Source organism: Vibrio pomeroyi, assembly GCF_024347595.1.
GTDB classification, from domain to species: Bacteria; Pseudomonadota; Gammaproteobacteria; order Enterobacterales; family Vibrionaceae; genus Vibrio; species Vibrio pomeroyi.
Genome location: NZ_AP025507.1, coordinates 1,172,482 through 1,196,519 on the forward strand (window position 1 = coordinate 1,172,482; position 24,038 = coordinate 1,196,519).

At 41.7% G+C, this 24,038-nt stretch carries 13 protein-coding genes and 2 pseudogenes; 12 read left to right on the forward strand and 3 right to left on the reverse strand.

Annotation, left to right across the window (positions count from 1 at the left end; genetic code table 11):
• Positions 1–427: 427 nt before the first annotated feature.
• Genes OCV12_RS21225 through OCV12_RS21235 form a run of 3 tightly spaced genes read left to right on the forward strand, consistent with a single transcriptional unit; the run spans position 428 to position 8,092 of the window.
• A complete protein-coding gene (locus OCV12_RS21225) occupies positions 428–2,083 on the forward strand; it encodes a hypothetical protein (RefSeq protein ID WP_261886051.1) in 1,656 nt (551 codons plus the stop codon).
• A 23-nt stretch (positions 2,084–2,106) separates the two neighbouring features.
• On the forward strand, positions 2,107–3,360 hold the full coding sequence (locus tag OCV12_RS21230) for a hypothetical protein (RefSeq protein WP_261886052.1): 1,254 nt from the start codon (positions 2,107–2,109) through the stop codon (positions 3,358–3,360).
• Positions 3,353–8,092, forward strand: a complete 4,740-nt coding sequence (locus tag OCV12_RS21235) for an OmpA family protein (protein WP_261886053.1) — start codon at positions 3,353–3,355, stop codon at positions 8,090–8,092. The genes OCV12_RS21230 and OCV12_RS21235 overlap by 8 nt, the downstream gene beginning before the upstream one ends.
• Positions 8,093–8,170: 78 nt before the next feature.
• On the opposite strand, the pseudogene OCV12_RS24985 reads toward OCV12_RS21235, so the two are convergent.
• The 3 genes and pseudogenes from OCV12_RS24985 to tssH form a co-directional block, all read right to left on the reverse strand.
• Positions 8,171–8,335, reverse strand: a pseudogene (locus tag OCV12_RS24985) (helix-turn-helix domain-containing protein); the annotation flags it as partial.
• Positions 8,336–8,418: 83 nt separating this feature from the next.
• Positions 8,419–9,799 (reverse strand): annotated as a pseudogene (locus tag OCV12_RS21240) (sigma-54-dependent Fis family transcriptional regulator); the annotation flags it as partial.
• Positions 9,786–12,479 (reverse strand): type VI secretion system ATPase TssH, encoded by a 2,694-nt coding sequence (gene tssH, locus OCV12_RS21245; protein ID WP_261886055.1) that lies wholly within the window; start codon positions 12,477–12,479, stop codon positions 9,786–9,788. The gene tssH and the pseudogene OCV12_RS21240, both read right to left, overlap by 14 nt.
• A 454-nt stretch (positions 12,480–12,933) precedes the next feature.
• On the opposite strand from tssH, the gene OCV12_RS21250 reads away from it, so the two are divergent.
• The 9 genes from OCV12_RS21250 to tssB all read left to right on the forward strand — a co-directional run bounded on the left by OCV12_RS21250 (position 12,934) and on the right by tssB (position 24,032).
• Positions 12,934–13,452 carry an Hcp family type VI secretion system effector gene (locus OCV12_RS21250; RefSeq protein WP_012600867.1) on the forward strand — a complete coding sequence of 173 codons (519 nt, stop codon included), beginning with the start codon at positions 12,934–12,936 and terminating at the stop codon, positions 13,450–13,452.
• Positions 13,453–13,526: 74 nt separating this feature from the next.
• Positions 13,527–15,605, forward strand: coding sequence for a type VI secretion system Vgr family protein (tssI, locus tag OCV12_RS21255; RefSeq protein ID WP_261886056.1), 2,079 nt, complete (start codon positions 13,527–13,529; stop codon positions 15,603–15,605).
• Entirely contained in the window at positions 15,605–16,090 is a 486-nt protein-coding gene (locus OCV12_RS21260; RefSeq protein WP_261886057.1) for a hypothetical protein, read from the forward strand. The genes tssI and OCV12_RS21260 overlap by 1 nt, the downstream gene beginning before the upstream one ends.
• 25 nt (positions 16,091–16,115) lie before the next feature.
• Positions 16,116–17,435 (forward strand): hypothetical protein, encoded by a 1,320-nt coding sequence (locus OCV12_RS21265; protein WP_261886058.1) that lies wholly within the window; start codon positions 16,116–16,118, stop codon positions 17,433–17,435.
• Positions 17,416–18,408: a DUF2169 family type VI secretion system accessory protein gene (locus tag OCV12_RS21270; RefSeq protein ID WP_261886059.1), complete on the forward strand. Its 993-nt coding sequence runs from the start codon at positions 17,416–17,418 to the stop codon at positions 18,406–18,408. The genes OCV12_RS21265 and OCV12_RS21270 overlap by 20 nt, the downstream gene beginning before the upstream one ends.
• Positions 18,401–19,369 carry a hypothetical protein gene (locus OCV12_RS21275; RefSeq protein ID WP_261886060.1) on the forward strand — a complete coding sequence of 323 codons (969 nt, stop codon included), beginning with the start codon at positions 18,401–18,403 and terminating at the stop codon, positions 19,367–19,369. The genes OCV12_RS21270 and OCV12_RS21275 overlap by 8 nt, the downstream gene beginning before the upstream one ends.
• A gap of 579 nt (positions 19,370–19,948) precedes the next feature.
• Positions 19,949–21,940 (forward strand): serine/threonine protein kinase, encoded by a 1,992-nt coding sequence (locus OCV12_RS21280; RefSeq protein WP_261886061.1) that lies wholly within the window; start codon positions 19,949–19,951, stop codon positions 21,938–21,940.
• A 1-nt stretch (position 21,941) separates the two neighbouring features.
• Positions 21,942–23,507, forward strand: a complete 1,566-nt coding sequence (gene tssA, locus OCV12_RS21285) for a type VI secretion system protein TssA (protein ID WP_261886062.1) — start codon at positions 21,942–21,944, stop codon at positions 23,505–23,507.
• Positions 23,508–23,525: 18 nt separating this feature from the next.
• Positions 23,526–24,032, forward strand: a complete 507-nt coding sequence (gene tssB / locus OCV12_RS21290; protein WP_261886063.1) for a type VI secretion system contractile sheath small subunit — start codon at positions 23,526–23,528, stop codon at positions 24,030–24,032.
• Positions 24,033–24,038 lie beyond the last annotated feature (6 nt).

Here is a 24,038-nt window from a genome sequence, read left to right on the forward strand (position 1 = left end):
TTTAAGCCAATTTAGTGTTCCAAAATAAATCCTATTTATATTGGCTAAGTTTATGTGGGAATTTATTCCCACTTTTTTTCTCTTCTACAGGGGAGAAAATGCTCAATATAACCTTCAAAATCGATGAAATGCTTCCACCAGATATGCGTGTTTGGTCTCGTTAGTATTTACTTAAGTACGCAATGAAATGATCATTATGTGATATCCGTTGAAGTTGGTTTCCCTTTTTAGTTGGTTAGGCGAAATGACTATTTATCCTGTTTAATTGGCTTTATTGCTAGTGTTATAGTTTTTGGCAATACTCCTTCTAATCTATTGAAATTTATAACCATTACGCGTAGAATTTCTTTAACCAAATCGTTTTTTAAGCCTTATCAGCTTAGTTATCACCGCAACTATATATACCTGTAGGTTGTGGAGAATCCAAATGCACTTAGTTTGCAAATTTATATCTAGTTCGTCTCTTAGTACGAACGACCTTCAATATGTCTTAACACCGGATGAGTGTATTGGGCTATTTTCGCGCGCGCGCACCCCTAAAGACATCTTGGCTCAATTACCAAGCACTCTGCTTCAGCAGATTACTGCGTCGGCTAAAAAAAATGTCCACAGCCTGCTCAATGCTATTCGAGTAGAACTTGCAAAAGCGAACTGGATTTGTCTTTCTTCCAATGTGAGACGTAGTTCATTAACGAGTCAACAACTAGCAAGCTTCCCTAGGCTGAAGTTACATGTCGACAGGGTTAGTAAGAGTAGTTCAGAGCGTGTTCACAAAGCCAACTACCAGCAAGTTGTCGATGATGTACCTTTGGCACGTCACTACAGCTTCTCGCCGGTTGAACCTTCCCCAGAGCATAAAATCGTCGTTGAATTTGCTGGCCAGTGGTCAAGCAATGCGGCATGTTTGATGTTGGGTAAAACTGAGGCTCAAAAAGAAAAAGTCACGGTAGGCAAGGCCGATACCGAAAATAAACACCGCAGTCTCGCGACATTTAAAGATCTCGAAACTGAGGGCAAAACGCTTTACATCAAAATCCCTTGTTCTGACCAGCCTCAACCAATCTTGCTTAAACTCGCAAAAGGCCTGCAACCCGTTGATAAAGAAACTCATATGGATGAATGGGATAACGTGTTGGTGCCTGTGAGACCATTGGCTTACTTAGATGGTAGCAACGACAAAGCAAAAGCTTCTGATCTGCGTGGTGGTTTCCTTTATGTCTTTTGGAAAGGGAAACTTTGGCGAGAGATGGGCATAAACGAGAAAGGTTACTACCAAGATGTTGACGTCGAGTATTACCGTACCCTAGAGCAAGAAGAAAAGAAAAAAGATACACCTCAGGTAATACAAAGAAGCACAAGCGGTTTTGCCATGGCGCATTTCTGGGCACCTTACAAAATATCGGGTGAAGTCCAACAAGGGGAAAGTGGGCTCAAGATCATTTTTTCACCGAAACAAAAGCGCTTTGCTCAAATTGAAGCATTAGAATCGGATGCAGCTTTGCTCGAGAAATCCAGTACACCATTAGATGAATTAAGCAGTTACAGTGACGGACAGTCATTCAGTGCACAAGAATTCACCTCTGATGTAGACAGTGCCGCCATCCACAAAGTTACGGAAGACGACATGCCATGGCTGAGCGGCCAGCAAGCCATAGTACGCAGCTATGACCAGAGTAATACCGTGATTGCCTACGTGGATGGAAAAAACAATGGTTTATTATTTCGGGTTGATATCGGTACGTCTGGCATTACCGCTTTGAATTCACTCTATGTGATCGATCACAATAGCGATTATAAAGATGTTTTTGATTTAGAGTTTTATGAAGGGGAAGACCACGATTGGCAACAAGCGTTACTAAGCGGGCTACCATCGGACGGAATCTTTACTATGTCTCTTGTACATGATCAAGATCCTGATAGTCGTCACGTACTTTATGATCAGGTCACTTATAACGATTTGTTTGTTGAGCCTGAGAGCGCTACTGAATATCCGCCTGAAGCTCAGCCAAACGATAAGCCTAAAAGTATGACAGCAGACGAAAAACAACGCTTTGAGTCATTAGTGCTGGATTGGTCGTTGTAACCCAACTAGAAAATGGATTAAGAATGAAAAAGAAAATATTACTCGGCTTGGGTTTGATGACTGTTGTCGCCGCAGGTGTTGGTTACATTGCTACTAAACCCTATTTTGATGAAAAAGCACGAATAGAGAGCATGGCCGATCGCCTAGATTTATACAAAGGTAAAACAAAAACCTGGCTTCACCAGTACGATTTTGAAATACCGGATAACCCAAAGGTGGCAAATTGGAATACTGAGAATGTGAAACTCCCTCAGGTGCTGTTTACGGTCGCAAACCTCGAAGACAAATCCAAGGTCAGTTACTGGGCATTAAACATTGATGGTACTAACCCTCAATTGCTGATCCCTGAGGGGGTATTGCCGCCCGCGCCTAATACTGGGATTGATTATGCTAAATATATGTCACGATCGCCAAACGGCCGCTACCTTGTTATCCCTCAGGAAGATAGCACTGTGCTGTATGATCTAAGTAGTGGTGAAATAACTGAAATTAGTGGGGAATATGGCTCAACTCGTCACGATATTATGTGGGATACAGACAGCACGCAAGTTGTCGTAAAAAAAAGAGATGAACTTCTTCTGGTTAAGCTAGACACCAAAGAGGTAGTTAAATTTACCGATGTGAATGGTTCATGGGCAGAGTACTTGACCTCTTTTGCCAAGCCTTATATGAGCCAGTCAGAGCAAGCGATCTATTTTAGTTACGAACCGGGATTGGCTGGGTTTGGCTGTAAAGGCAGGAAAGAAGAGTACCTCGAAACTTTTGGTGAGAGCGATGTACCCAAATGTGGTAATACATTCGTGTTGGATGCCAAAACCTTAAAACTGATCGATCGCGGTGATTTTACTCCGATTAGTTACGATTGTAATGTCTGGGGTGGCACGTATGGAGATGGCTTCTACTGCCTTGGCGGCGAGGGAGGAGGTAAGGTATACCATTCGGGAAGACCATCTGAAAAAATGGGCAACTTCCGAGCTACAGTGGATTTGTTGGCTTTTAGTGGTAATGACATGTGGTTCGTCCCTGTTCATGGCCGAAATATAACCCGCGTATTACACCAACCGATCGACAATAGCCCTACTACAGACATGATATATGGGTTCGTAGGTTTTAGAGATGGAGAACGAGTTAAAAAATCCGCCTATGGCTTTGGTTTTAGTCGTTATGTAATTGAGCATAAAGAGACGGATAATTGGAGCGAGTCACTCTCCCCGTTGCCAACCTACGCTGACATCGAAAAAGCAAAAACAGTTCTAGAGGAGCGTAATCATGACTAGGGCTAAGATTGAACAGCACTCTCTCTATTTGATGGGGCAATTAGTAGGACCAACTGGAGATGCAATTGACGGCAATGGGCTTTATCCATTACCTGGCTTTGCGCTAGCCCTACCAGAACTAGCAGTTGTTCAAGCTGCGGACGGTAGCAGCAGTAAGAATGAGTCACCATTATACTTCAGTGACTCATCAGGTCGGTTACAAGGTTGGAATTCCAAGGTTCAATCCGTTAATGAGCTTGTTGGGAACAAGCTTGGTTCTACGCCACTTTTGATTTCTAGCACGACAGATAAGTTAAGACCCATCTATATTCCACCTTACTTAATTCCCGCAGCGGTAATGTCTGAAAATACAACTTGGCCGGAAAGATTAGCTAAATTAGCTAAAGAAGTAGTCAGCTCGCAAGGAAAAGAGATCCGCTTGTCCTCCGTCGAACACTGGCAAATCATAGATGATTTGAGTAAGGATGCAGCCGAGAGGCGATTTTTAGCGCCCGAATTAGCCGAGTTTTTTATCCATAAAGCAGAAGCGGCAGAAGCGCAGTTTGGGCAGAAAAAAGGGGCGTATAAACGCCTGTATGAACAAATTTATAGCGGAAACTATAAACATAACTTTTATTATCTGCGCATTCCTCAAGTTTGGACCATCAGTTTATTCTTTTCAGCCGACTATTTTGAGGGCGCGGAAGTTACTTTGTCTGGACAACCAGAAAACTTAATCATCAAGGGGGATGCTGAGGATATAGGTAATAAAATCACCAGCCGAGTAAGGCCGATAACATATTTTGATATTGCCAACCAAGCGAGTGACGCTCAGGATGCAGAAGAGGTGACTCAATATGTCGCCACATTTTGGATCACGGGCGGTCATCTAGACGATGATGAACAGATTAAGCAATTAGTCCGCTTTGATATAGATTTAGAAGGAATCAAGCGATATTGGGATTCATTACTTGAACCTTCAGATAGTCAAATGGCCCAGGTTGCTAAGTTAAACCTCCCAAACAATCGCTACTCTTTGTCTGAACAAGTATTACACCTGCCGATTTATTCAATAGCAGGGCGCAGCACCGTCGTGTCTGGTGATCCTATTTCTGTTGAAGAGTCACTGTTTCAACATGCCCCAGACACGTTTAAGGGGTGGCTCGATTGGAGTAAAAATCTACCTTACACTAGCGAAAACAAAGCCGCGAGAGGTGTTCAACCGTCAATTAATATACTTAACTCCATTGGGAACTATAAAGGGGTTATCGAAGCTTCAGCGTCAGGCGTAATGGACCCATTCAGTATGACGACGGTCCATAAAGCGTTCAGCGCGAGTTTGAATAAGGAGCAAGCTGGAGATGAACTTTTAAATGCGTTAAAACTCGCGGTCGGTATTGATGCTAAAGCTAAGGGATTCTTAGATTTTGCGCAAACGCTCAAGCAACCAGCGCAAGGTATACTTGCACCGATCACTGATTTAGCGAATGCCCTCAATTGGTCAAATCACCTTGGGAATGCCTTACCGAGCGTTTATACGATTCCACCAGCGTTACAGCATTTTTGGCATAAGGTTGACGATAAGATCTTAACCCCTTTAAAGCCGGGCGTTCGTGCTATTGAATATGTGCTTGATAAGCCTTTCGGTTTTGCGCAGCTTGTTTCTAGCGGTCTTGAAATCCCAAAAGGTGTTGAGAATTCTGAGACGGCGTTTAATGCCTATATCGATAAGTCAAAAGAATATGGACAGAAAACACAATCGGTTATCTCTACGCTTTCACTGAGTGATGAAAATGATCGTCAGGTTTTGCTTGAGTCTGAAGCGGAACATAAAAAAGCGCTCCTTGAAGCATTCTCTGATGAAAGTGTACGTCACAGAGTATTACTAAATGGTCAATCGTTGTCACAAAAAAAACAGGCTAAAGAAGGCGAGGCAAGCTATCTCACGCTGCTTTTCGAATTTGATAGTGCGAATGATAAACTTGCCGATTCTGATAAGGACCTAGTAAAAAAAGTGGCAAAGTATCTGAGTGCCACAGAATCGGAAATGTTGTTGAACGTTGAAGGTTATACGTGTGATATCGGCTTGGTGGAATACAATACTAAACTGTCAGAAAAACGTGCTGCAGCGCTTAAATCTTCAATTTTAGAAGAGCTTGGTGCAGATGCTATTAAGTGGGAGCATCGTATTTCCGCGCTCGGGAAAGGCGTTTTTGCTGATAATGATACGCGTAATAGGCATTTAAGCCGTCGAGCGGAAATGAAGTTTTATCTTAACTCCGCTTTCGAATACCCAGCTTGTAGAAGTTGGCTGTTAGCACTTGAGAAAAATCGCCAAAAAGCGGTTTTAGCGGAAATGAAAGTCCATGAGGAGATTTGGAAGTTTTCTGGTCAAGCATTTGACATTGCACTAGGTTTTGCCGCGCCAATGCTGGGCCCGGGAGCGGCTTTAGCTTATGGGTTGTATTGGTCAGGTGAAACCTTAGTTTCTACTTTGAATGGCGCAGCAAAAATTCTCAATAAAGAGCTAGAAGAATATAAAGAAAAACAGAAACGTTTCTCTGAATTTGACGTTGTTGGACAAGCGCTACTTTATCGTGATTTGCCCGCGTTCAATGAGTTAAGTGTCCTTGGCAAGGCATATATCAAACGTGCTATCGCACTCAATGGGCTGTTACGGTTGCTACTTCTTGAAGCTCAAATGAATAAAGAAACGGCCGCGCTCAATTATGTGTCGGAGTATCACGCGGTTAGTCACTTAACATCAGGGCAAAGAGATCTTGATATTGAAGGCTACATAAAGACCTATCTTCTAAGTGATGATTGGGACCTGGGAGGCACTTGGCTTCCTTCATTCCATCTTGATGAAGCTTGGCTGGAGACAAAGAACATTTATCGCAGTGCTTCAGAAAGTGTGTTGAGCTTTTCTGCTATGACGAGCTATGTTACCTATCGAGCAAAGCAGTCAAAGACGGGGGAGGAAGCACTTGAACAATCGCAGGTTTATCAGAAATTCTGTCCAATACATACCATAGCTGACTCTAGCTTAACTAAGCTAAAGTCTCTATTAAAAGCCCCGGATTTATCTAAGCTCAATAGATCGATGTTTTTAGGCCATATAGTTTCAGTTAAGGTCGATGATGAATGGCATCCGCTTGAAAAACTTGTCAATCAAGGTAAGACAATTTCACCGACTATGCCAATTAGAGTACTTGTTATTCTTGATATGAAAGACGAAACGCTGAGCAAGTTCAAACAAGAAGGTTTGCTTACTCTTGTTCCTGTGGGTGTTAGACCAGTGAGACAAAATAGATTTTTTGATGATTTTGGATCTTACACTACTGAATATGTTCGTGAAATTGCACTTGAATCATTAGTTGAAACTGAGAGATCGCATTTAGCAGAAAAACAAATGATAGAGACGGATGCGTCATTATACGGTGTTGTTGTAAGCCCTACGTATTACTTTGGATGTAACATTGTTAATGGTATCAAGCCTATTGCTGATGATTACGGTAGCAAAGAGTGGAAGTCAGTATTCGGGCAGGTGGATGACCAGCAATCAACAGCTTACGTAATGCGTTATTTGCTAGAGGTGGGTGTACCAAATGTGAGTAAAACGGAATCAAAGTTAACATACAAAAGAGAACTCGTATTTAAAACTCAAGACGGTAAGCTGATTACTTCTAGCACGAATAAGGCATCCATCTTTAACTTAACTATGTCTAAAGAGCATGAGTTCTTGTATGAGAAGACTTTTTTAGCCAGAACGGGAAAAAAGGCAGTCGAGTATCCAGAGCTATTTTCAGACGTCAAAGCAAACTTATATATTTATGACGCTAGCGTGAAGAGTCTGATCCCTGGTAGTGAGCACGATGATAAAATGGAAGCGATTGGCTGGACGAAGAAGCAGCCATCTTATGATACTTCTGAAAAAGCAACCAAGTTGTTGCTCATCGTCAGTACAAAATCTGTTGAAAATGTTGAACAAACACTTGAACGAGGAGGGTTTGATCCTCACCGTTTACCCGTGGATATTCGTCTGAAAGCAAACGACGCAGAAGGCTTCTACAATTTTGAACATCAAGACATCGACTTGTATCCATTAGGAAAGGTCGAAGTGAACCTTGAGAAGAAAGAGATGTCATTCAAACCTAAATTAATACCACAAAGCCTAAATGACGTATCGGATCATCTTTCTATCCATATGAGTAAGCTTGTAAGTGATCTCGTGGTTAAGGATGGTGGTTTATTCGATTTTACACCTGACTTTGTGGATACTGATTTATATGCAGTCGAAATTTCGTTGAAGTACACTAATGCAGCAGGAAAAGAGATGGTTGGCTTACGACCGTTTATAGCGCGCACAAATGAAAAGCCATTTATTAGCGTCGACATAGATGGAAAAGCTGGACTAGCTTTAAATGCCTCATCACAGAAGCTTCCTGTAAGAGCTGTTGATACAACAGCGCCAACGTTGTTCAATTCAAGGGAGATCCACTACAACGCAAAATGGTATGAAATGAATGAAAAGGAGTTTAACTCCATTTCTGAATATACTTCGGGAACGACTGACGATGCTGATTCTAATATGGCAAATTCAACTCATAGCAAGATATCGCATAAAGCTACCCCTTTGAGTGTTTGGATGAATGCGGAACCTGTGATGAAAGATTACTCTGCAGCTAAGGAAATGCCGCTATCTGAGAAACGAGAGCAAATACTTAAAAAGTGGTTGCTTGATGGAAAATAAAAAAAACCGCCTTCGGGCGGTTTTTTTATTTCTATCAGAATGACTGAAATACTCTGCTGTGATTGTTTTCTCTTTAACTCAACCTGCCGCAGAAATATCGTATTTCTTCATCTTGTGATTAAGTGTACTTAACGGCAGTGAAAGTTGTTCAGCCGCTCGTTTCGTGTGCCAATTACAAGAGTTTAAGCAGTCAATAATTACGGTACGTTCGTACTGGCTGACGACCTCTTTTAGGCCAACTGCGACATCGTCATCTCCTAGAGGTTCAGGTTCAAACGTGGGCTGTATTGCCGATGTAACTGGAGCAACGACTTTACGGTGTTCTACCTCTTCAGGGATCTGTTCACCAAACTCTATCTGAGTAATGGTTTCGAAATCGGAAAGCAGAACCGAGCGTTCGATGATGTTTTTAAGCTCACGCACGTTACCCGGGTAAGGGTAAGCGAGCAGTTGGTTTCTCACATTAGCACTCAAGCCTGGTGATTGAGGCAAGCCTAACATCGTCGTGGTGTGCTGAACAAAGTGCTCAGCAAGTGGGATAATGTCCGCTTGTCTGGATCTCAGTGGTGGTAAAGTGATAGGGAAAACATTCAAGCGATAGAATAAATCGGCCCTAAAGCCACCGTCTTTAATCTGCTGCATTAAATTACAGTGTGTCGCTGCAATGACTCTGACATCCACTTCAATTTCTTTGCTGGCACCAACAGGACGCACTTTACGTTCTTGCAGCACACGCAGTAGTTTAGCTTGAAGTAGCATTGGCATATCGCCAATTTCATCTAGGAACAGGGTGCCACCGTTTGCTGCTTCAAATAAGCCAACTTTGTCCTTGTCTGCACCGGTAAATGCCCCTTTTCTGTGTCCGAAAAGTTCGGATTCCAGCAGTTGTTCAGGAATTGCGGCACAGTTTTGAACGATTAATGCTTGGTCTGAACGATTCGAGTTTTCGTGTATGTATTTTGCGATGACTTCTTTACCCGCGCCAGTCTCACCTCTAAGTAAGACGTCGACAGGTAAAGAGAGTACTTTATCAAGTCGGCTCAATACATTGACCATCTCTTCACTTTCAGCGATCGGACCTTGATAGGTTTTCTTTGTCCGCTTTTTTAACTGAGTATTTTCACGAACTAAAGCTTGGTTATCAGCGTTTAAACTCTTGATTACTTGTCCGTATTGCTCTAACCAAATGGCATGGCGAATATTACTTGCCGCCATTCGGCAAAACTCGGTAAGTGCGGTTTCATTATCGATAACACTTAAATCGAGTAAAACCAACAATCCAATGGTTTTTCCTTCATCATCAATCAATGGCCAAGCAAGTAAGTTATTGCTTTTTAGACCTAACATTTGCTCGGTTTGATAGATGCCTTCACAGTCATAACCATTGTAAGTGTATAGCTCATTGATCAAGACAACTTCGCCGTTACGTACGGCAAAATTGAATGGATCGGCTTCACTTACTGTGTCTAACTGCAGTGGCTCCCAAGGATGTGAGGTAATAACTTTTTCATGGTGGTGCGCGGTGCTCGGAATCAAGGCTTGACCGGTTTGGTCAAGCACATAAATGATGCCATGTTTCGCGAAAGTCATTTGCCTTGCTGCTGTGAGAACAGCATCCAAAGTTTGAGCTAATTGGCTGCGATCAGCCAGAGATTGGCTGATCGCAAGTAGGGCGTTACTAAGCTCACTATGGTTAGCTGAACGCATAGGTTAGAGTTCCTTGCTCGTCCACAGAAACGTCAATTTGAGTATGTGAATCATCCTTGTCATTCACTAGTAGTTGAGTCGAGAGCTGCGGCAATAATTGACGGTTAATTACGGCATCAATATTTCGAGCTCCCGTCTCTGCAAGACGGCAGTTTCCTAATACGAATTCTACTAAGTTATCCCCATAGCAAAGTGCCAATTTGTGGCGGCTTTGCAGGCGCTCAGACACTTTCTTCAGTTTATGATGGATGATGTCAGTCATCGCCGCGTCAGAAAGTGGAAGGAATGGCAAGACAGACATACGAGCCAATAAGGCTGGCTTGAAGTGTTGATTCAACGTTGGGCGAATAGCTTCAGCGACGATATTGGCATCAATGTCTTTCGCTTGGTGAACTAAAGACTCAATCTCATGAGTCGCAAGGTTACTTGTCATGATGATGAGTGTATTTTTGAAGTCGATGGTACGACCTTCGCCATCATTTAGCGTACCTTTGTCGAAAACTTGGTAGAACAGGTTGAGTACTTCTGGGTCTGCTTTTTCAACTTCATCTAAAAGTACAACAGAGTAAGGGCGCTGACGTACTGCTTCGGTCAGCATTCCGCCTTCACCAAAACCAACATAGCCAGGGGGAGAACCAATAAGACGAGAAACCGTGTGTTTCTCTTGGAATTCAGACATGTTGATGGTTGTCATGAAGCGTTCACCACCAAACATTTGATCAGCGATAGCGCGAGCGGTTTCTGTTTTACCTACACCACTTGGGCCAACCAACAAGAAAACGCCCGTTGGTGCATCTGGGTTGCCCAATCCTGCTTTTGCGGTTTGAATACCTTCAGCAAGCGCATCAATGGCAAACTCTTGGCCTTTAATGTTTTCAATTAGATTTTGCTTCAAGTTTAAGGTAGCTTGCGACTCATCTTGAAGCATCTTACCCATCGGAATGCCTGTCCAATCAGAAATCACATGACTAATTTCGTCGGGGCCCACTTCATAGTGAACGAGTGGATTGGTACCGCGCACGTTATCTAAACGTTCGTTACAAGACTGAATAGCTTCGCGAGTCTGCTCTTCAGAATATTCATGACAATCAGGTTTATCACTTGTTGACACGTCATCATCTTGAACCGCATTGTCCGCTTTAGGAGCACTGTCTTCTTCAGTTGAAGGAGTAGTTAGGTTATAAAGATGGCTACGTAGTTCAATGATCTCTTGAATAAGAGATTGTTCTTTCTTCCATTGAACTTGAAGGGCAGCTTGTTCTTCGGTGGCTTTCTCAATCTTCTGTTTTAGATCAGGAATTAAAGCGGCACTGTGCTTGTCACCCGTTTGCTGCAGTTGGTCACGTTCTAGAGCTTCGAGCTCGCGATTCGCAGCAGCAATTTCTTGATGCAATGTTTCGACAGGTGCTGGTGTTGCATTAAGGCTAATATTGACGCGAGCACAAGCCGTATCTAACACGTCAATTGCTTTATCCGGCAGTTGGCGTCCAGTGATGTAACGATCGGCTAAGTTTGCCGCGGCAGTGATTGCGTCGTCACGTACGTACACGTTATGTGACTTTTCGTAAGCCGGTCTTAAACCTCGGATGATCAACGCAGCTTGAGTCGCTGATGGTTCATCAAGTTTTACCAGTTGGAAACGGCGCGCCAGAGCCGGATCTTTTTCGAAATATTTCTTGTATTCAGACCATGTTGTGGCTGCAATTGTTTTTACTTCACCACGTGCTAGGGCGGGTTTAAGTAGGTTTGCAGCATCACTGCCTCCAGCTTGATTGCCTCCACCAACTAGAGTGTGAGCTTCATCTATAAATAAAATGATTGGAGTCGGTGAACTCTTCACTTCGTCTAGTACCGCGTTAAGCCGTTTTTCAAACTCCCCCTTAACACTTGCCCCGGCTTGAAGTAAGCCCATGTCTAGGCCATATAGTTCAACACCTTTGAGACAGTCTGGAACATCTCCTTCGGTAATTTTTAATGCAAGACCCTCTACCACCGCTGTTTTACCCACTCCCGGCTCACCTACGGCGATTGGGTTATTTTTTCTGCGTCGCGCCAAGATGTCGATTATTTGTCTGATTTCTTGATCACGGCAGAATACAGGATCGATCTCGCCCTTTCTTGCTTTGCCAGTAAAGTCGGTAGTGAATTTACTTAATGCAGAACCATCTTCACGTACGTCTGTTTTTTCAGATGTCGTAGCTAAAGATTCAAGAGAGTTTGTTGTGAGTTCAGCAAAGTTACGTTTTAAGGTGTCTGGGTTTACACCATCTAAGATTGAAGCGTACCCGTGCTGACCATAGCGTAGTGGGTTACTCACGAGTGTAAGAAGTAGGGCACCAGAGCGAATCTGAGTTTCAGATAGGTCTAAAGATGAGACCAACCAACTTTCTTGAAGCCATTCGATTAAAAGCGAAGAAAAAACGGGCTTGCTGCCGTTACCTGTCGTGTTGGCATCTAAAGTCGAACGAATAGATTGCCTTAAAATGGTCTCTGAACAATCGAAATGACTTAATAAGATATCAAAATCACTATTTGGCCTTTCTAATAAGCTTAATAGATAGTGTTCAATTTGCACTTCATTTGCTTTTTCCGATACGGCTAATGCAGCGGCATCCTCCAAAGCGACTTTTACAATAGGATGCAGACGTTGTATTAATGAGGAAAGGTTAATATTTATCATTTTAGTTCTATTCGTTATGTATATGGGATATCTCAATTATACTAAAATTGATAACTGGTTTTTTATTCGGTGATGAATTTACTATTGTTTATTGGTTAAATTTATTGTTTTTTTTGGCTTTTTATCTGACTGAGATTTGATATTTCGTTAAAAATAATATCTAGACTAGGTATTATGATTTAATTGCTAGTGTTTTTAACTTTATTTCTTATGTTCGAGATAGTTATTTTGTCTTTGTTTTTCAAATTCAATTTATTAATATTTACGTTCAAGAAATCGTTTTTCTATACAATAAATTGTTATTGAATATAATATTTAAAATCATCAATTAATTGTAACTTGTTGTATTCGTTGGTTTTGCAAGGTTGGCACGATGTTTGTATTAACTTAATCAGTCGCGGTGATAAGCGATTTGGTGAATTAATGAATTATAAATTTAAAAAAGGAAATATCGATGCCAACTCCAGCATATATGTCTATCAACGGTGAAACTCAAGGTCACATTACTAAAGATACTTACTCTGCAGATTCTGTAGGTAACACTTGGCAAGAAGCTCACGTTGATGAGTTCTTAGTTCAAGAGCTTGATCACGTGCTAACAGTTCCACGTGACCCACAAAGTGGTCAGCCAACAGGTCAACGTGTTCACCGCCCGGTAGTAGTAACTAAAGTACAAGACCGTTGTTCACCTCTGTTATTCAACGCATTAGTGTCTGGTGAAAAGCTTCCTGAGTGTGTAATCCGTTTTTACCGTACTTCGGTACAAGGTAAGCAAGAGCACTACTACTCAATCAAGTTAATTGATGCACTACTAGTAGATATTCAAACTCGTATGAATCACTGTCAAGACGCTGCAACTTCTGATCGTGTAACTGAAGAAGTACTTAAGCTGACTTACCGTGCAATCGAAGTTACTCACGAAAACTGTGGTACTGCTGGTAATGATGACTGGCGTGCTCCACGCGAAGCTTAATCGCTTTTCGTGAAAAACAAAGGGTCAACAACTAATGTTGGCCCTATTTCTATTATTAGTATCAGGTAAAAGATATGGTGAATGACGTAGAATTTAAGTTTGAACTGCAAGGCTCCTCACATGATTTTCGTGTGGAGAGCTTTCAGGTAATCGAAGAGCTTTCAAAGCCTTTTCAAATCAGCCTATCATTACTTTCACTTGATCCTGATATTTCATTTGATGCACTCATCCGTAAACCAGGTAGTTTGACTCTATACGGTCAAGGCGTCAGTTCTGCGAGATGCTTTCACGGCGTGGTTAATGAGGTGCGTTACCTTGGTTCGGGCAGGAGATTCTCTCGTTACCAATTGACTCTTGTTCCACAAGCTTGGTTTTTGAGCCAAAGACAAGACTGCCGTATTTTTCAACAAAAATCAGCGTCGGCGATCATTTCTGAAGTTTTAGATGATGCGTCAGTGACCGATTATCGGTTAGAACTGTCTGGTGTATACCCTGCAAAAGAATACGTGTTGCAATATCGAGAGACTGACCTTGAATTTGTTCAGAGAATTCTGGCAGAACACGGCATGTGGTACTACTTCGAACATACAGAAGCTAACCACACAATGGTTATTGTCGACAGTAATGATGCAATCGCTGAGTTATTGAGCACGCCACTAAACGGATCTTATTTAGGCCCTATCGTTTATCATGCAGATGGTGGCGGTGTTGCAGACCGCGAGCATATCTCTGACCTTGAACTCGTGAATCGAGTGAAAACCGGACACGTTACTTACACTGACTATAACTACGAGTTTCCGAAGATCCCTCAGGAAATGAGCAGTTCCGGCGAACTCGATTTAGATTTGAAATTGTTCGATTTTCCTGGACGTTACGTTGACCCAGCAATGGGGCAAGTAAGGTCAAATGAATGGATGTCAGAGCACGTTGTTGATAACCAACAAGTTGAGGCGACCAGTAATGTTATGAGACTGGCGTCTGGATACAGTTTTAGTATCAGTGAGCATCCACGTTCGGCAATCAACCGCGATTACCTCATGCTGTCGGTGATGCATAGTGGTCATGACCCTCAGGTGCATGAAGACGAAACTAATGGTCTGCCAACTACATATCATAATCAGTTCGCGTGTATTCCTAGACATGTTGAGTTTAGAGCTCCAAAACTTGAAGCTCCTTTGGTTGAAGGTACACAAACAGCGGTTGTCGTAGGGCCTGCAGGTGAAGAGATCTATACCGATAAGCTTGGGCGAATCAAAGTTCAGTTCCATTGGGATCGTTATGGCGAGAGCGATGAGCATTCTAGTTGTTGGATTCGAGTTAGCCAATCAATGGCGGCACCAACTTGGGGAGCAGTATACTTACCTCGTATCGGCCATGAGGTGGTAGTGACCTTCCTAGAGGGTGACCCTGACAGGCCTTTGGTTACAGGCGCGGTTTATAACGGGCTTCATTATCCTCCTTATTCGTTACCAGAGAACAAAACGCGTACAACCTTTCGAACTCAAACGCATAAAGGGACAGGCTATAACGAGTTGAGCTTTGAAGACGAAGCGAATCAGGAAGAAGTCTACATCCATGCGCAAAAGGACATGTCGACCAAGGTTTTAAATAACCGTTATCGCGATATAGGTCAAGATGAGTTCTTAAAGGTTGCACGCCATCAGACAAATGATGTTCACGGAGATCACAAAGAGACCATCGACGGACACAAGACTACCCAAGTTAACAGCACGTTTACTGAAACTGTCGAGCAAGATGTATCCGTTACTTACAATGCTAATGAAACTCAATATGTTAAGAATAACTCTGATCTAGAAATTGGAGACAATCAAATTACCAAGATTGGTAAGAATGATGACTTGGATGTGGGCGAAAATAGCAACTTAACGGTAGGTGCTTCAAAAAGTTCTGACATTGGAGCCGATGATAATCAAACGGTTGGTGGCAACTTAACGGTTTCTGTTAAAGGAAATACTTCATACAAAGCCGATGGTGCGACCCAGATCATAAGCGGTGACAAGATAGTACTGAAAACGGGTGGGTCTTCATTAGTGATGAATAGTGATGGTTCTATCAAGTTGTCCGGTTCTTCAATAACCATTGAAGGAAGCGATAAAGTTGTAGTCAAAGGTGGAAACGTAGCGATCAATTAATGATGGAAAAACAAACCCAAATTATCCAAACCATCACCGAACAGCAAGCCGAATCAACGGCTTGCTTTTCGCGTTTTGGAACAATTGTATCGATTAACGAATCTAAAAGTGGTGTTCGTGTCGATTTCGAAGGTAACCCTTTACAGCAACCAATAAATGCGAGGTTGGGGCGGGGGTTCAAATTAGCCGAGTTACAACTTGCTATTGATAACAAACTTTCATGTCGTATCGAATTTTTAAATAACGATTTTAATCTCCCTTTAGTCACAGATATCTTTTTCTCCATTCTTGATGATTCTGATGAATTTGTCCTGAGAGCAAAGAAAATGGTTATCGAAACGGAGCAAGAGTTAATTGTGAGAAGTGGCGAAACAGAAACTCGCTATAGCGGCCGTGATGGTCGAGTTACCACTAAAGCCAAATATGTGACCTCTCAAGCTGAGAAAGCACAAAAAATTCAAGGTGGCACCATTGCGATCAATTGATCGTGTTACTAGATTGGATTCACGGATGCGTCAAAAAATAGGTATAGATCAACTAAACCAGTCGATTACCAATGAGGATGTAGAACAAGCCATTGCTAATGCGGAAAGTACGCTTACGTTATTGGACGAGTTTTCTATCGAGTGGTTGAATATGTGTAATGAAAAATTGTCACTGGCTTCGGAGACTCTCGGCTTCTTATTAAAGCAACGATTACAACTACACAAAAGAGGGTACCCAAGTGCCAAACTGGATTACTTAGCCTTAGCTGAGCGTCAGATTAAAGACTTAAAAAATGTTTATTTGTCTTTCTATCGTTTAGCTCCAGGGTTAATACATCAATTAAAGCAGAGCGAACCGACTATTTATGCTTGGTTGATGTTGAGTTCTGAGCTTGGTCAAGACCATAAAAATCTGCTTTGTGGTTTATCTATACTGGATGATTTAGATTATCAAACCGCAAAATTGTTGTTGGTTCAGTCATCATTATCAGACATCGACACGGTGATCATCGGAATGGTTGAAGGTGATTGTAAGCTTCCCTTACTTTTCCTTGAATGCTTACAGCTACGTCAGAGTATTACAGTCGGTTTATTAAAACGTTGGCTCAAAGATAAACGATTTTCCGATCATAAAACGCATTCGTTTTTATCTTTACAAAATGATTCAGAGAGCGTCATTTGGTTAGCTGAAAATACTGCGGGCAGTCAGAATTTGTTTGAACGATTACTTGCGAAGGAAGACAGGAGTACATGGTTTCGTAAGGAGTTCGGTGTATCCATCGATGGTGTCTTTGATCCTGAAGTCATTACTTTTGCCAAACTTTTAGAACTCAAAGAGTTTTCTAAGTTTGATACGAGTGGTGCGCTGGCGCCAATTGAGTTTGTTTTACATGGTCTGAATGAGCACGTTCCTGAAATAGTTGAATTTATGTCTAGCCTTGATGAGTTCGATGGCGAGCAATGGGTTCAGGCGCTCTATATTGTCTATGGACAACTTATGCCAGTGACACCAGAAAATTTAGGCCTCGACTTTGAATGGGATGAAACACTCATAAAGTTAACAGAGTGGGTTCAAAGTGGTGCTTATATACAAGTATCACCAAGTCGAATGGGGCAGCCTTTGACCTTAGAAACCAGTATACAAGCCATGTTCGATACTCAGGTTAGTACCGCATTTAGGGTTTGGATTTGGCGCCAGGTTTGTCTTCACACTCGATCATACATTCCTTGGGATTTTACTATGCCTGCTCATCAACAAAACTGGAATATCACACGATTAACTCAGAATTCAGCAGCCTCAGAAAGGTTCAATTTAAGGAATAATAATGCAGTTGTGGGATATTGAGAATCATCCTGACCTTTCTATTAAAGGCAGATTCCAACGAGATCAGAATGGCGATGAGGTGTGGGTTGTCGTTGGAAAACGTTCTTGGAAACTCGTAGATTCAGTTTGGACGGAGCAAAAAGAAGCAGAGATTTACGACGATCCGATTTATTTGGGTGAAGCGGGGCTCTCCGCCATGAAAGTAGACCATGAATTTGCCATAGTCAAAGCCAATACTGATGTGCTGATTTTCGGTAAGGCACGAAGCTATGCGAAAAAGGCAGTTACGTACCACGAGTGTCGGCTTTTGATAGACGGTCACATTGATAAAACCATCTCGGTACTTGGTGATAGGCAATGGATTGAGCATGGTGGCAGTGTAACACTGAGTAAACCACTCCCATTTGTCGAAAAAGATATCGATTTTTCATGTGCCATAGGCGGCGATTTAAGAAATCGACTCGGTGGAGGAGTTGCTGAGAGCAAAGGTGAGTTATTAAAACAGAAGGTTCCTTCTGTTTTCTATCCAACAGAGGATTGGAGTGCAACGTCAAAGAATATTCGAGTTGCGGGATTTGGTCCGTTAGCGCCATTTTTTGGAGCGCGGCAGCAATACGCTGGTACTTTTGATGACGATTGGTTAGAGCATAGAAGGCCTCTCTATCCGGTAGATTTTGATCAGCGTTTTTATCAGAGCGCACCACAAGACCAACAATGTAAAGGCTTCATATCTGGCGGCGAACGTTTGATGATGAGTGGTTTTTGTCATGATGACTCTCTCTCTTTCCGCTTCCCTCAGGAAATGTATGTCGCAGAAGCGCAGTTCAAAAATGTTAATTATCAAGCTGATATGTTTATTTCTACCGTTTTCATCGATACCGAGACTCGCACACTTTCAATCAGCTATAGCGCTGCGTTTCCATGTCAAGGTGTGGAGCACCTGTTAGTGTCAACGAAGATTCATAAAAAACAGGAGTTTTCCGATAATGAATAACAATTCAGCACGATTTGTTATTGGGATGGAGGCCATGACACCAACCGGCATGAACCTTGATATCGCCACAACAGTCGCCAAAGCGGATTTGGGAAGGTTTGACCAGACAGTGGACTTGGATGGAATAGAAAGGTTCACCTACGCCAATATTGAATACACTTCGAAGACATCATTGTTTGATAAGTGTAAAGAGCTTATCGAGAGCTTAATTGGGTCTCTTTTGAAACAATTGCCTAAAGCATTAAAGCCTATTCCTCTACTAGTCAATATACCGGAAGCTCTTTCTGTTGTTGCGATGAGTGAGTGGTTAAATGAATGTAGGCATTGCGATTCAATCTCACATTATGAAGTTGTTCAACAAAGTGGGCCGTCACATTTAACGACATCATTAGCGAAATTGAACCAATTTGACGCAATTATGAGCATTTCGGTGGACTCACTTGTCGATGACCTTAGCGGTTTAATTGATGCTGGACAGGTAATGAGCTCATCTAATCCTTGGGGGATTATTCCAAGCGAGGGAGGGGCTGGCGTAATTTTGTGTCGAAATAATTTGGTTAAAACGTTAAAACTTAAGCCCTTGGCGCAATTAGGTTACTTTGATTTAGAAGCCGCAAACACAACTCGTAGAACAATGATGAAGTTAGTGAGAAATGCGAGCCGTAAGATCAAAAATTTTGGACCTGTATTCACTGACATGACTAATCTCAGATCTCACACTGAAGATTATGGCTTCGCGTTAGGTGCTCGCGCGGAATATTTCGAAAACCCTCAACAGCCGACTTTGATCAATGACTTATGGGGGACATTAGGTCGTTGTTCCGCATTGGCATTATTGGCTAGCGCGATCCGTGACGCACCTAACAGTAAACAGGTGACCCTGTTAATGTTTGATGTTCAGGGAGAAAGGGCGCTCCTTCAATTGGTCCGAATGAAACATATTGGATTTGGTCCAAGTTAGTTCGGGGTCAACGTTTTTGTGTAACTATTGTTTATGAGAATCAGTTTAAGTTTCATGCTCTAGAGAGAGCTGTAATATTCTTGTTATGTATTGCCAATTTGCACTTTTATCAATTGAGCTGAAATTTGCGAGCGTTACTTTTAACTTGAGTTGTTTGGCAAGTGGCTTCGCTACATTATTGTGTTAGGCATTTTAACAGCTAACTTAAAACTCATTCATATTGGATAGTTTCTAATTGTATGGCTTTCATTTTAACTGCAGGATTTTAGGTTATATCCAATTTATTTGATGACTTCTAAATACGATTGAGTTGACTAGCGGCACTCCCAACTATTTATCATACTGAGCATTAATAATGTGACATATGTCACCATGGGAATTTTAACCATTATTGAAACGGAAATCTCTCTATATTTCGAGTGAAAAATTGTTAGTCAATGAGTTTGTTATTACACGGCGTTATTTAGTAATAATAACTAAAGTAATAGTCTTACCGGGCGTTTTAAATACTGCTCTTGAAATGCGTATTAGACAGTAATTAATATTCAGCATTAATTTTTGTTTGATAAAGAGTTTAGCGTGTCAGAAAAGCAAGGGACAACCAAAGGTTATCTAGATAAGTTGGTTGTGAAAGCGATCGAAAAGAAAAATCAACAAGCTCAGAACTTGGCTAATAAAAACAAGCCTAAGTTAGAGTATGTGATTTTCTCTCAATTTGACGTGTTAGACACTTTACCTTCAAAGAATGGCAAAACGACTGTTTATCATCTGGCAAAGAAAGGAAGCCCTGAAAAACAGGTGTGTTGCAAGGTTCTAAACGAAAATGCATCTGACTTTACAAATGAATTACTAGTAGGTGAGGCGAGTCGACTCGAAATGTCTCAACATCCAAGTGTTGCAGATTTCATCAAAATAGGTAAAGAGTTCGAGCGACCATACTTTATGTATCATTGGATTCAAGGAGAGTCGGTGGCCGAGAAAATGGCACGACACACTCCAAAAGGTTTTCGACATGATCATATAGCATGGTTGATATATCAATTGTCTGGTGCGCTCGAGTTTATGCACACCCGAGGTGTTTGCCATTTAGATATCAAGCCGTCAAATATAATCGTTACAGAGTCGGATTACGTGAAATTGATCGACTTTGGTGCTGCCCGTTATGTCGGTGAGTCAAACAGTTATGCAGAAGCAAGTATGAGTTACGCATCTCCAGACTTCTTAAAATCTGGTATGGCTCAGCCACAAGATGATGTCTATTCTTTGGCATTATTGACTGGTCATTTATTTCTTGGTGCTGCATTTGGTGATGCTTGGACAACCCAATTAAAAGCAAAAAAGCGACCTGGCTTGATTCCTAACCATGTATGGAAGTTAATTAAAGAGGTGATTAACAATCCAAGGCAGCATCGATACACCGCCACATCGTTCGCACAACAACTGGCTAAGATTGATACTCAAAAGTTCGAGACCGAAGTTAGTGCGCCTCTCTTTAGTAGTTTACGTAACGCTGATCTTGTTCTAACAAAGCATCGTGCTATCGATAGAATTAACACTGGTCGGCTTCGTTATTTAGAAGCTAGCTTGGTTCTATGTGTTGCGATTATTACTGGTACTTATTTGTATAACCAGGCACAACCAGAATGGAAATCGATAGTTAAATCAAGCAACAGCGCAAGTAACCTTGTCAGTACTATTAAACCAGCACAAACGGCGTCTTTTTTGGCACAGTCTCCGTGGGACATTGAGTTCGCGTTAGAAGACATGGAAAAAGATGTCGTCTCAACAGCTCCTTACCGAGAAGCTTATGAAGTACAGCAGAATAAGTTAGCTAAGTTGTACAAAAACTATGAATCTGACCTGACCAAATATGAGGGAACAGTTGACCAACTTCCTCAAGCTTTGATGTCTATACGACATAAACTCGTCGTGCTGCGAGAGAAACTAAACAGCGATGGTTCTCTATTTCCTTATACAGACAAAGCGTTAACGGACACTATGGCGAGTCTTAACGAAGCAACTTTAAATGCGCAAGATATAGCGGTTTTTAGTGGGAATAATGAGCAGCGCTTAGTTGATCTTATCTTAAATGGTCAATCAGAAGTTGCTGATAGTGATATTGAGACCTCTTGGAAGATTAATCAATCAAAAGCTTATTTTTATAGCCACGTTTTACCCCAAAAAGTCTTAAACAACATAGATGCCTCAATAGAGAAGAATGCGAAACAACATTATTACTCTAAAGCTATTGCTGAGGCGGAAGCAGCGCAATCGTTTTTTGGTAACACACCCAAGTTAAAGGCAAAAGTAAGAGCCCTTAAAGTGGCAAGAAGTGAGTTTATATTATTTAGTACCGTTACGGAGCAATCTGTTTTTGGGAAGCAAAAACTTCATGACTCACTAGCAGATCTGGAAACAAATGCGCCTAAGAAGTTTAGTGAGATAACTGAGATTCTAAATAGCATGGCAAGTGATTCAATTGATAAAAGCCATCAGCTCTCGAAACCCGCACGAGGTGCAATAGCGATTGAGCGTGCTATTAGAAGTTACAACTCAGAGAGTCGAGGTTAACTTGAGTCAGATCGATACAGAAACGTTATTGACACCTATTCCAGGTGCATCGCCAACTGGTGATGATGCTAGGTACGAGTTTTGTTACGAAATGATGGAAACCGAAGTCAAAAAGTTCGGTTCTTTGTTTGGTGAAACTGTTGATTGGCAACTTGTTAAAGTCCATTCAATCGAAGTACTTACTCTGCATAGCAAGGATCTTAAAGCGCTTTGTTATTTGATACGCGCCTTGGTTGAAGACAAAGGAATTGCGGGGTTGGACGAAGGTTTATCTCTACTTAATGAATCAATAAGCCGTTTTGGTTCCGAGTTATACCCGAAACGTAAGCGAGGCAGAGATGGCGCGGTTGAATGGTTTAATCATCAATTTAAGCTCGTTTCGACTAAATTGTCTACCCAATCTCTAAATTGGGAAACTCTTTCGCGTTGTATGACGTTAATTGAAAGTATTCAATGCCAATTTGATGAAATATTTCAAGATTCTGATGCGGACTTTTTTGAAATAAAAACTCAATTAAATCTGTTGATGAACAATTCTTCCCCAAGTGAAAACATCTTGGAACAAGAAAGCGTCATTGACGATAACACGTCTAAAGAAGTGAATGAAAAGCCCGAGAAAGTTAAAGAACCTCTACGAGATGTTTCTCTGACTCAAGCTCATTCTAATAAAACACAGAACTCGGCGCCTAGACAAACGTTCGCAGATGTTGAAACGGACTTTTCTTCTCCGACAGCATCAAAACGTACGCTAAAAAAAGTAGCTGAGATGCTCACGCATGCTAATCCGATGAAAGCGTTAGGGTATCGGATTTATCGCCACCTCACTTGGGTTGACGTTGACGGTTTACCAGATCATCAAGAGAACGTTACTCCACTTAGTTTAGCGGTTTCGCTAGACCAGCAAACGGAGTATCGAGACAAAGCACATCAAGAAAGTGACATTGACACAATCAAGCGTCTTGAACGAACACTGACCGATGCACCATTTTGGCTCACAGGGCATTATTTTGTGTATTCAATGTTGAGTAACCTTGGCTATGACGAAGCCGCAGCTGCCGTCAAGCAAGAAACAAAGAGGTTTATCGATTCTTTTAGTGGAATTGAAAACCTTTCCTTCAAAAATTCTATTCCATTTGCGGATGATGAAACGATTACTTGGTTATCTACAGGTAATAGTTCGTCCTCGAATAACTCTTCAATAATTCAAACGATTGTTGTAGGTGATGAGGACTTATCTCAGATGGAGGATATTGCCCTAGAAGATTTGGGTATGTATGTCGCTGAACTGTCGAACAAACTCGAGTTGGATAATTCGGGTCGTGGGCAGTTTATGTTGCATTTGAAATTAGTAACAGCTTACCAGAATGTGGGTTTATACCCTTTGTGCTTACCTTACTTGGAACAAAGTTGGGAAGCGAGTAAGGAATTAAATCTATCAACTTGGGAACCTCATTTGTATTTTTCCTTAGAACATCTAATTCAAAAAACTCTAAGGGAACTGTATCGAACTAAAGATTTTCTACCAGTGAGATATAGCGAATGGGAAACAATTTATGACCAGCAATAAATTAGAAAAGGACTAATTATGTCACGTGATGGCTCGGTGGCTCCAAAAGAGCGAATTAATATACGTTATGTTCCAGCAACAGGCGATGCGTCTGAAGATGTTGAACTGCCTTTAAGTATGATGGTCGTCGGTGATTTCACTGCCCGTGCAGACGAAACTCCGATCGAAGAACGTAACCCGATTAATATCGACAAAGACAACTTTAACGAAGTCTTAGAAGGTTACGCACCTAATATTAAAGCGAATGTTGAAAACCGTCTTTCTGACGAAGAAGGCGCACAAATTGGCGTTGATATTACATTCAAAAATATGAAGGATTTTACTCCCGAGTCAATCGCGAAGAGTGTTCCTGAGCTAAATGGCTTATTGGAACTTCGTGAAGCCTTGGTTGCATTAAAAGGTCCTTTAGGGAATGTACCGGCTTTCCGCAAGAAGATTGCAGCAGTTCTTCAAGATGAAGAAGCAAGAAAGAAACTATTGGATGAACTAAGCATTGGTGCAGACCAAGGCGAAAAAGAAGAGTAGGGAATA

Coding starts and splice junctions, on each gene's coding strand:
- OCV12_RS21225 (WP_261886051.1), top strand. CDS start 428: ATGCACTTAGTTTGCAAATTTATATCTAGTTCGTCTCTTAGTACGAAC.
- OCV12_RS21230 (WP_261886052.1), top strand. CDS start 2,107: ATGAAAAAGAAAATATTACTCGGCTTGGGTTTGATGACTGTTGTCGCC.
- OCV12_RS21235 (WP_261886053.1), top strand. CDS start 3,353: ATGACTAGGGCTAAGATTGAACAGCACTCTCTCTATTTGATGGGGCAA.
- tssH (WP_261886055.1), bottom strand. CDS start 12,479: ATGATAAATATTAACCTTTCCTCATTAATACAACGTCTGCATCCTATT.
- OCV12_RS21250 (WP_012600867.1), top strand. CDS start 12,934: ATGCCAACTCCAGCATATATGTCTATCAACGGTGAAACTCAAGGTCAC.
- tssI (WP_261886056.1), top strand. CDS start 13,527: ATGGTGAATGACGTAGAATTTAAGTTTGAACTGCAAGGCTCCTCACAT.
- OCV12_RS21260 (WP_261886057.1), top strand. CDS start 15,605: ATGATGGAAAAACAAACCCAAATTATCCAAACCATCACCGAACAGCAA.
- OCV12_RS21265 (WP_261886058.1), top strand. CDS start 16,116: ATGCGTCAAAAAATAGGTATAGATCAACTAAACCAGTCGATTACCAAT.
- OCV12_RS21270 (WP_261886059.1), top strand. CDS start 17,416: ATGCAGTTGTGGGATATTGAGAATCATCCTGACCTTTCTATTAAAGGC.
- OCV12_RS21275 (WP_261886060.1), top strand. CDS start 18,401: ATGAATAACAATTCAGCACGATTTGTTATTGGGATGGAGGCCATGACA.
- tssB (WP_261886063.1), top strand. CDS start 23,526: ATGTCACGTGATGGCTCGGTGGCTCCAAAAGAGCGAATTAATATACGT.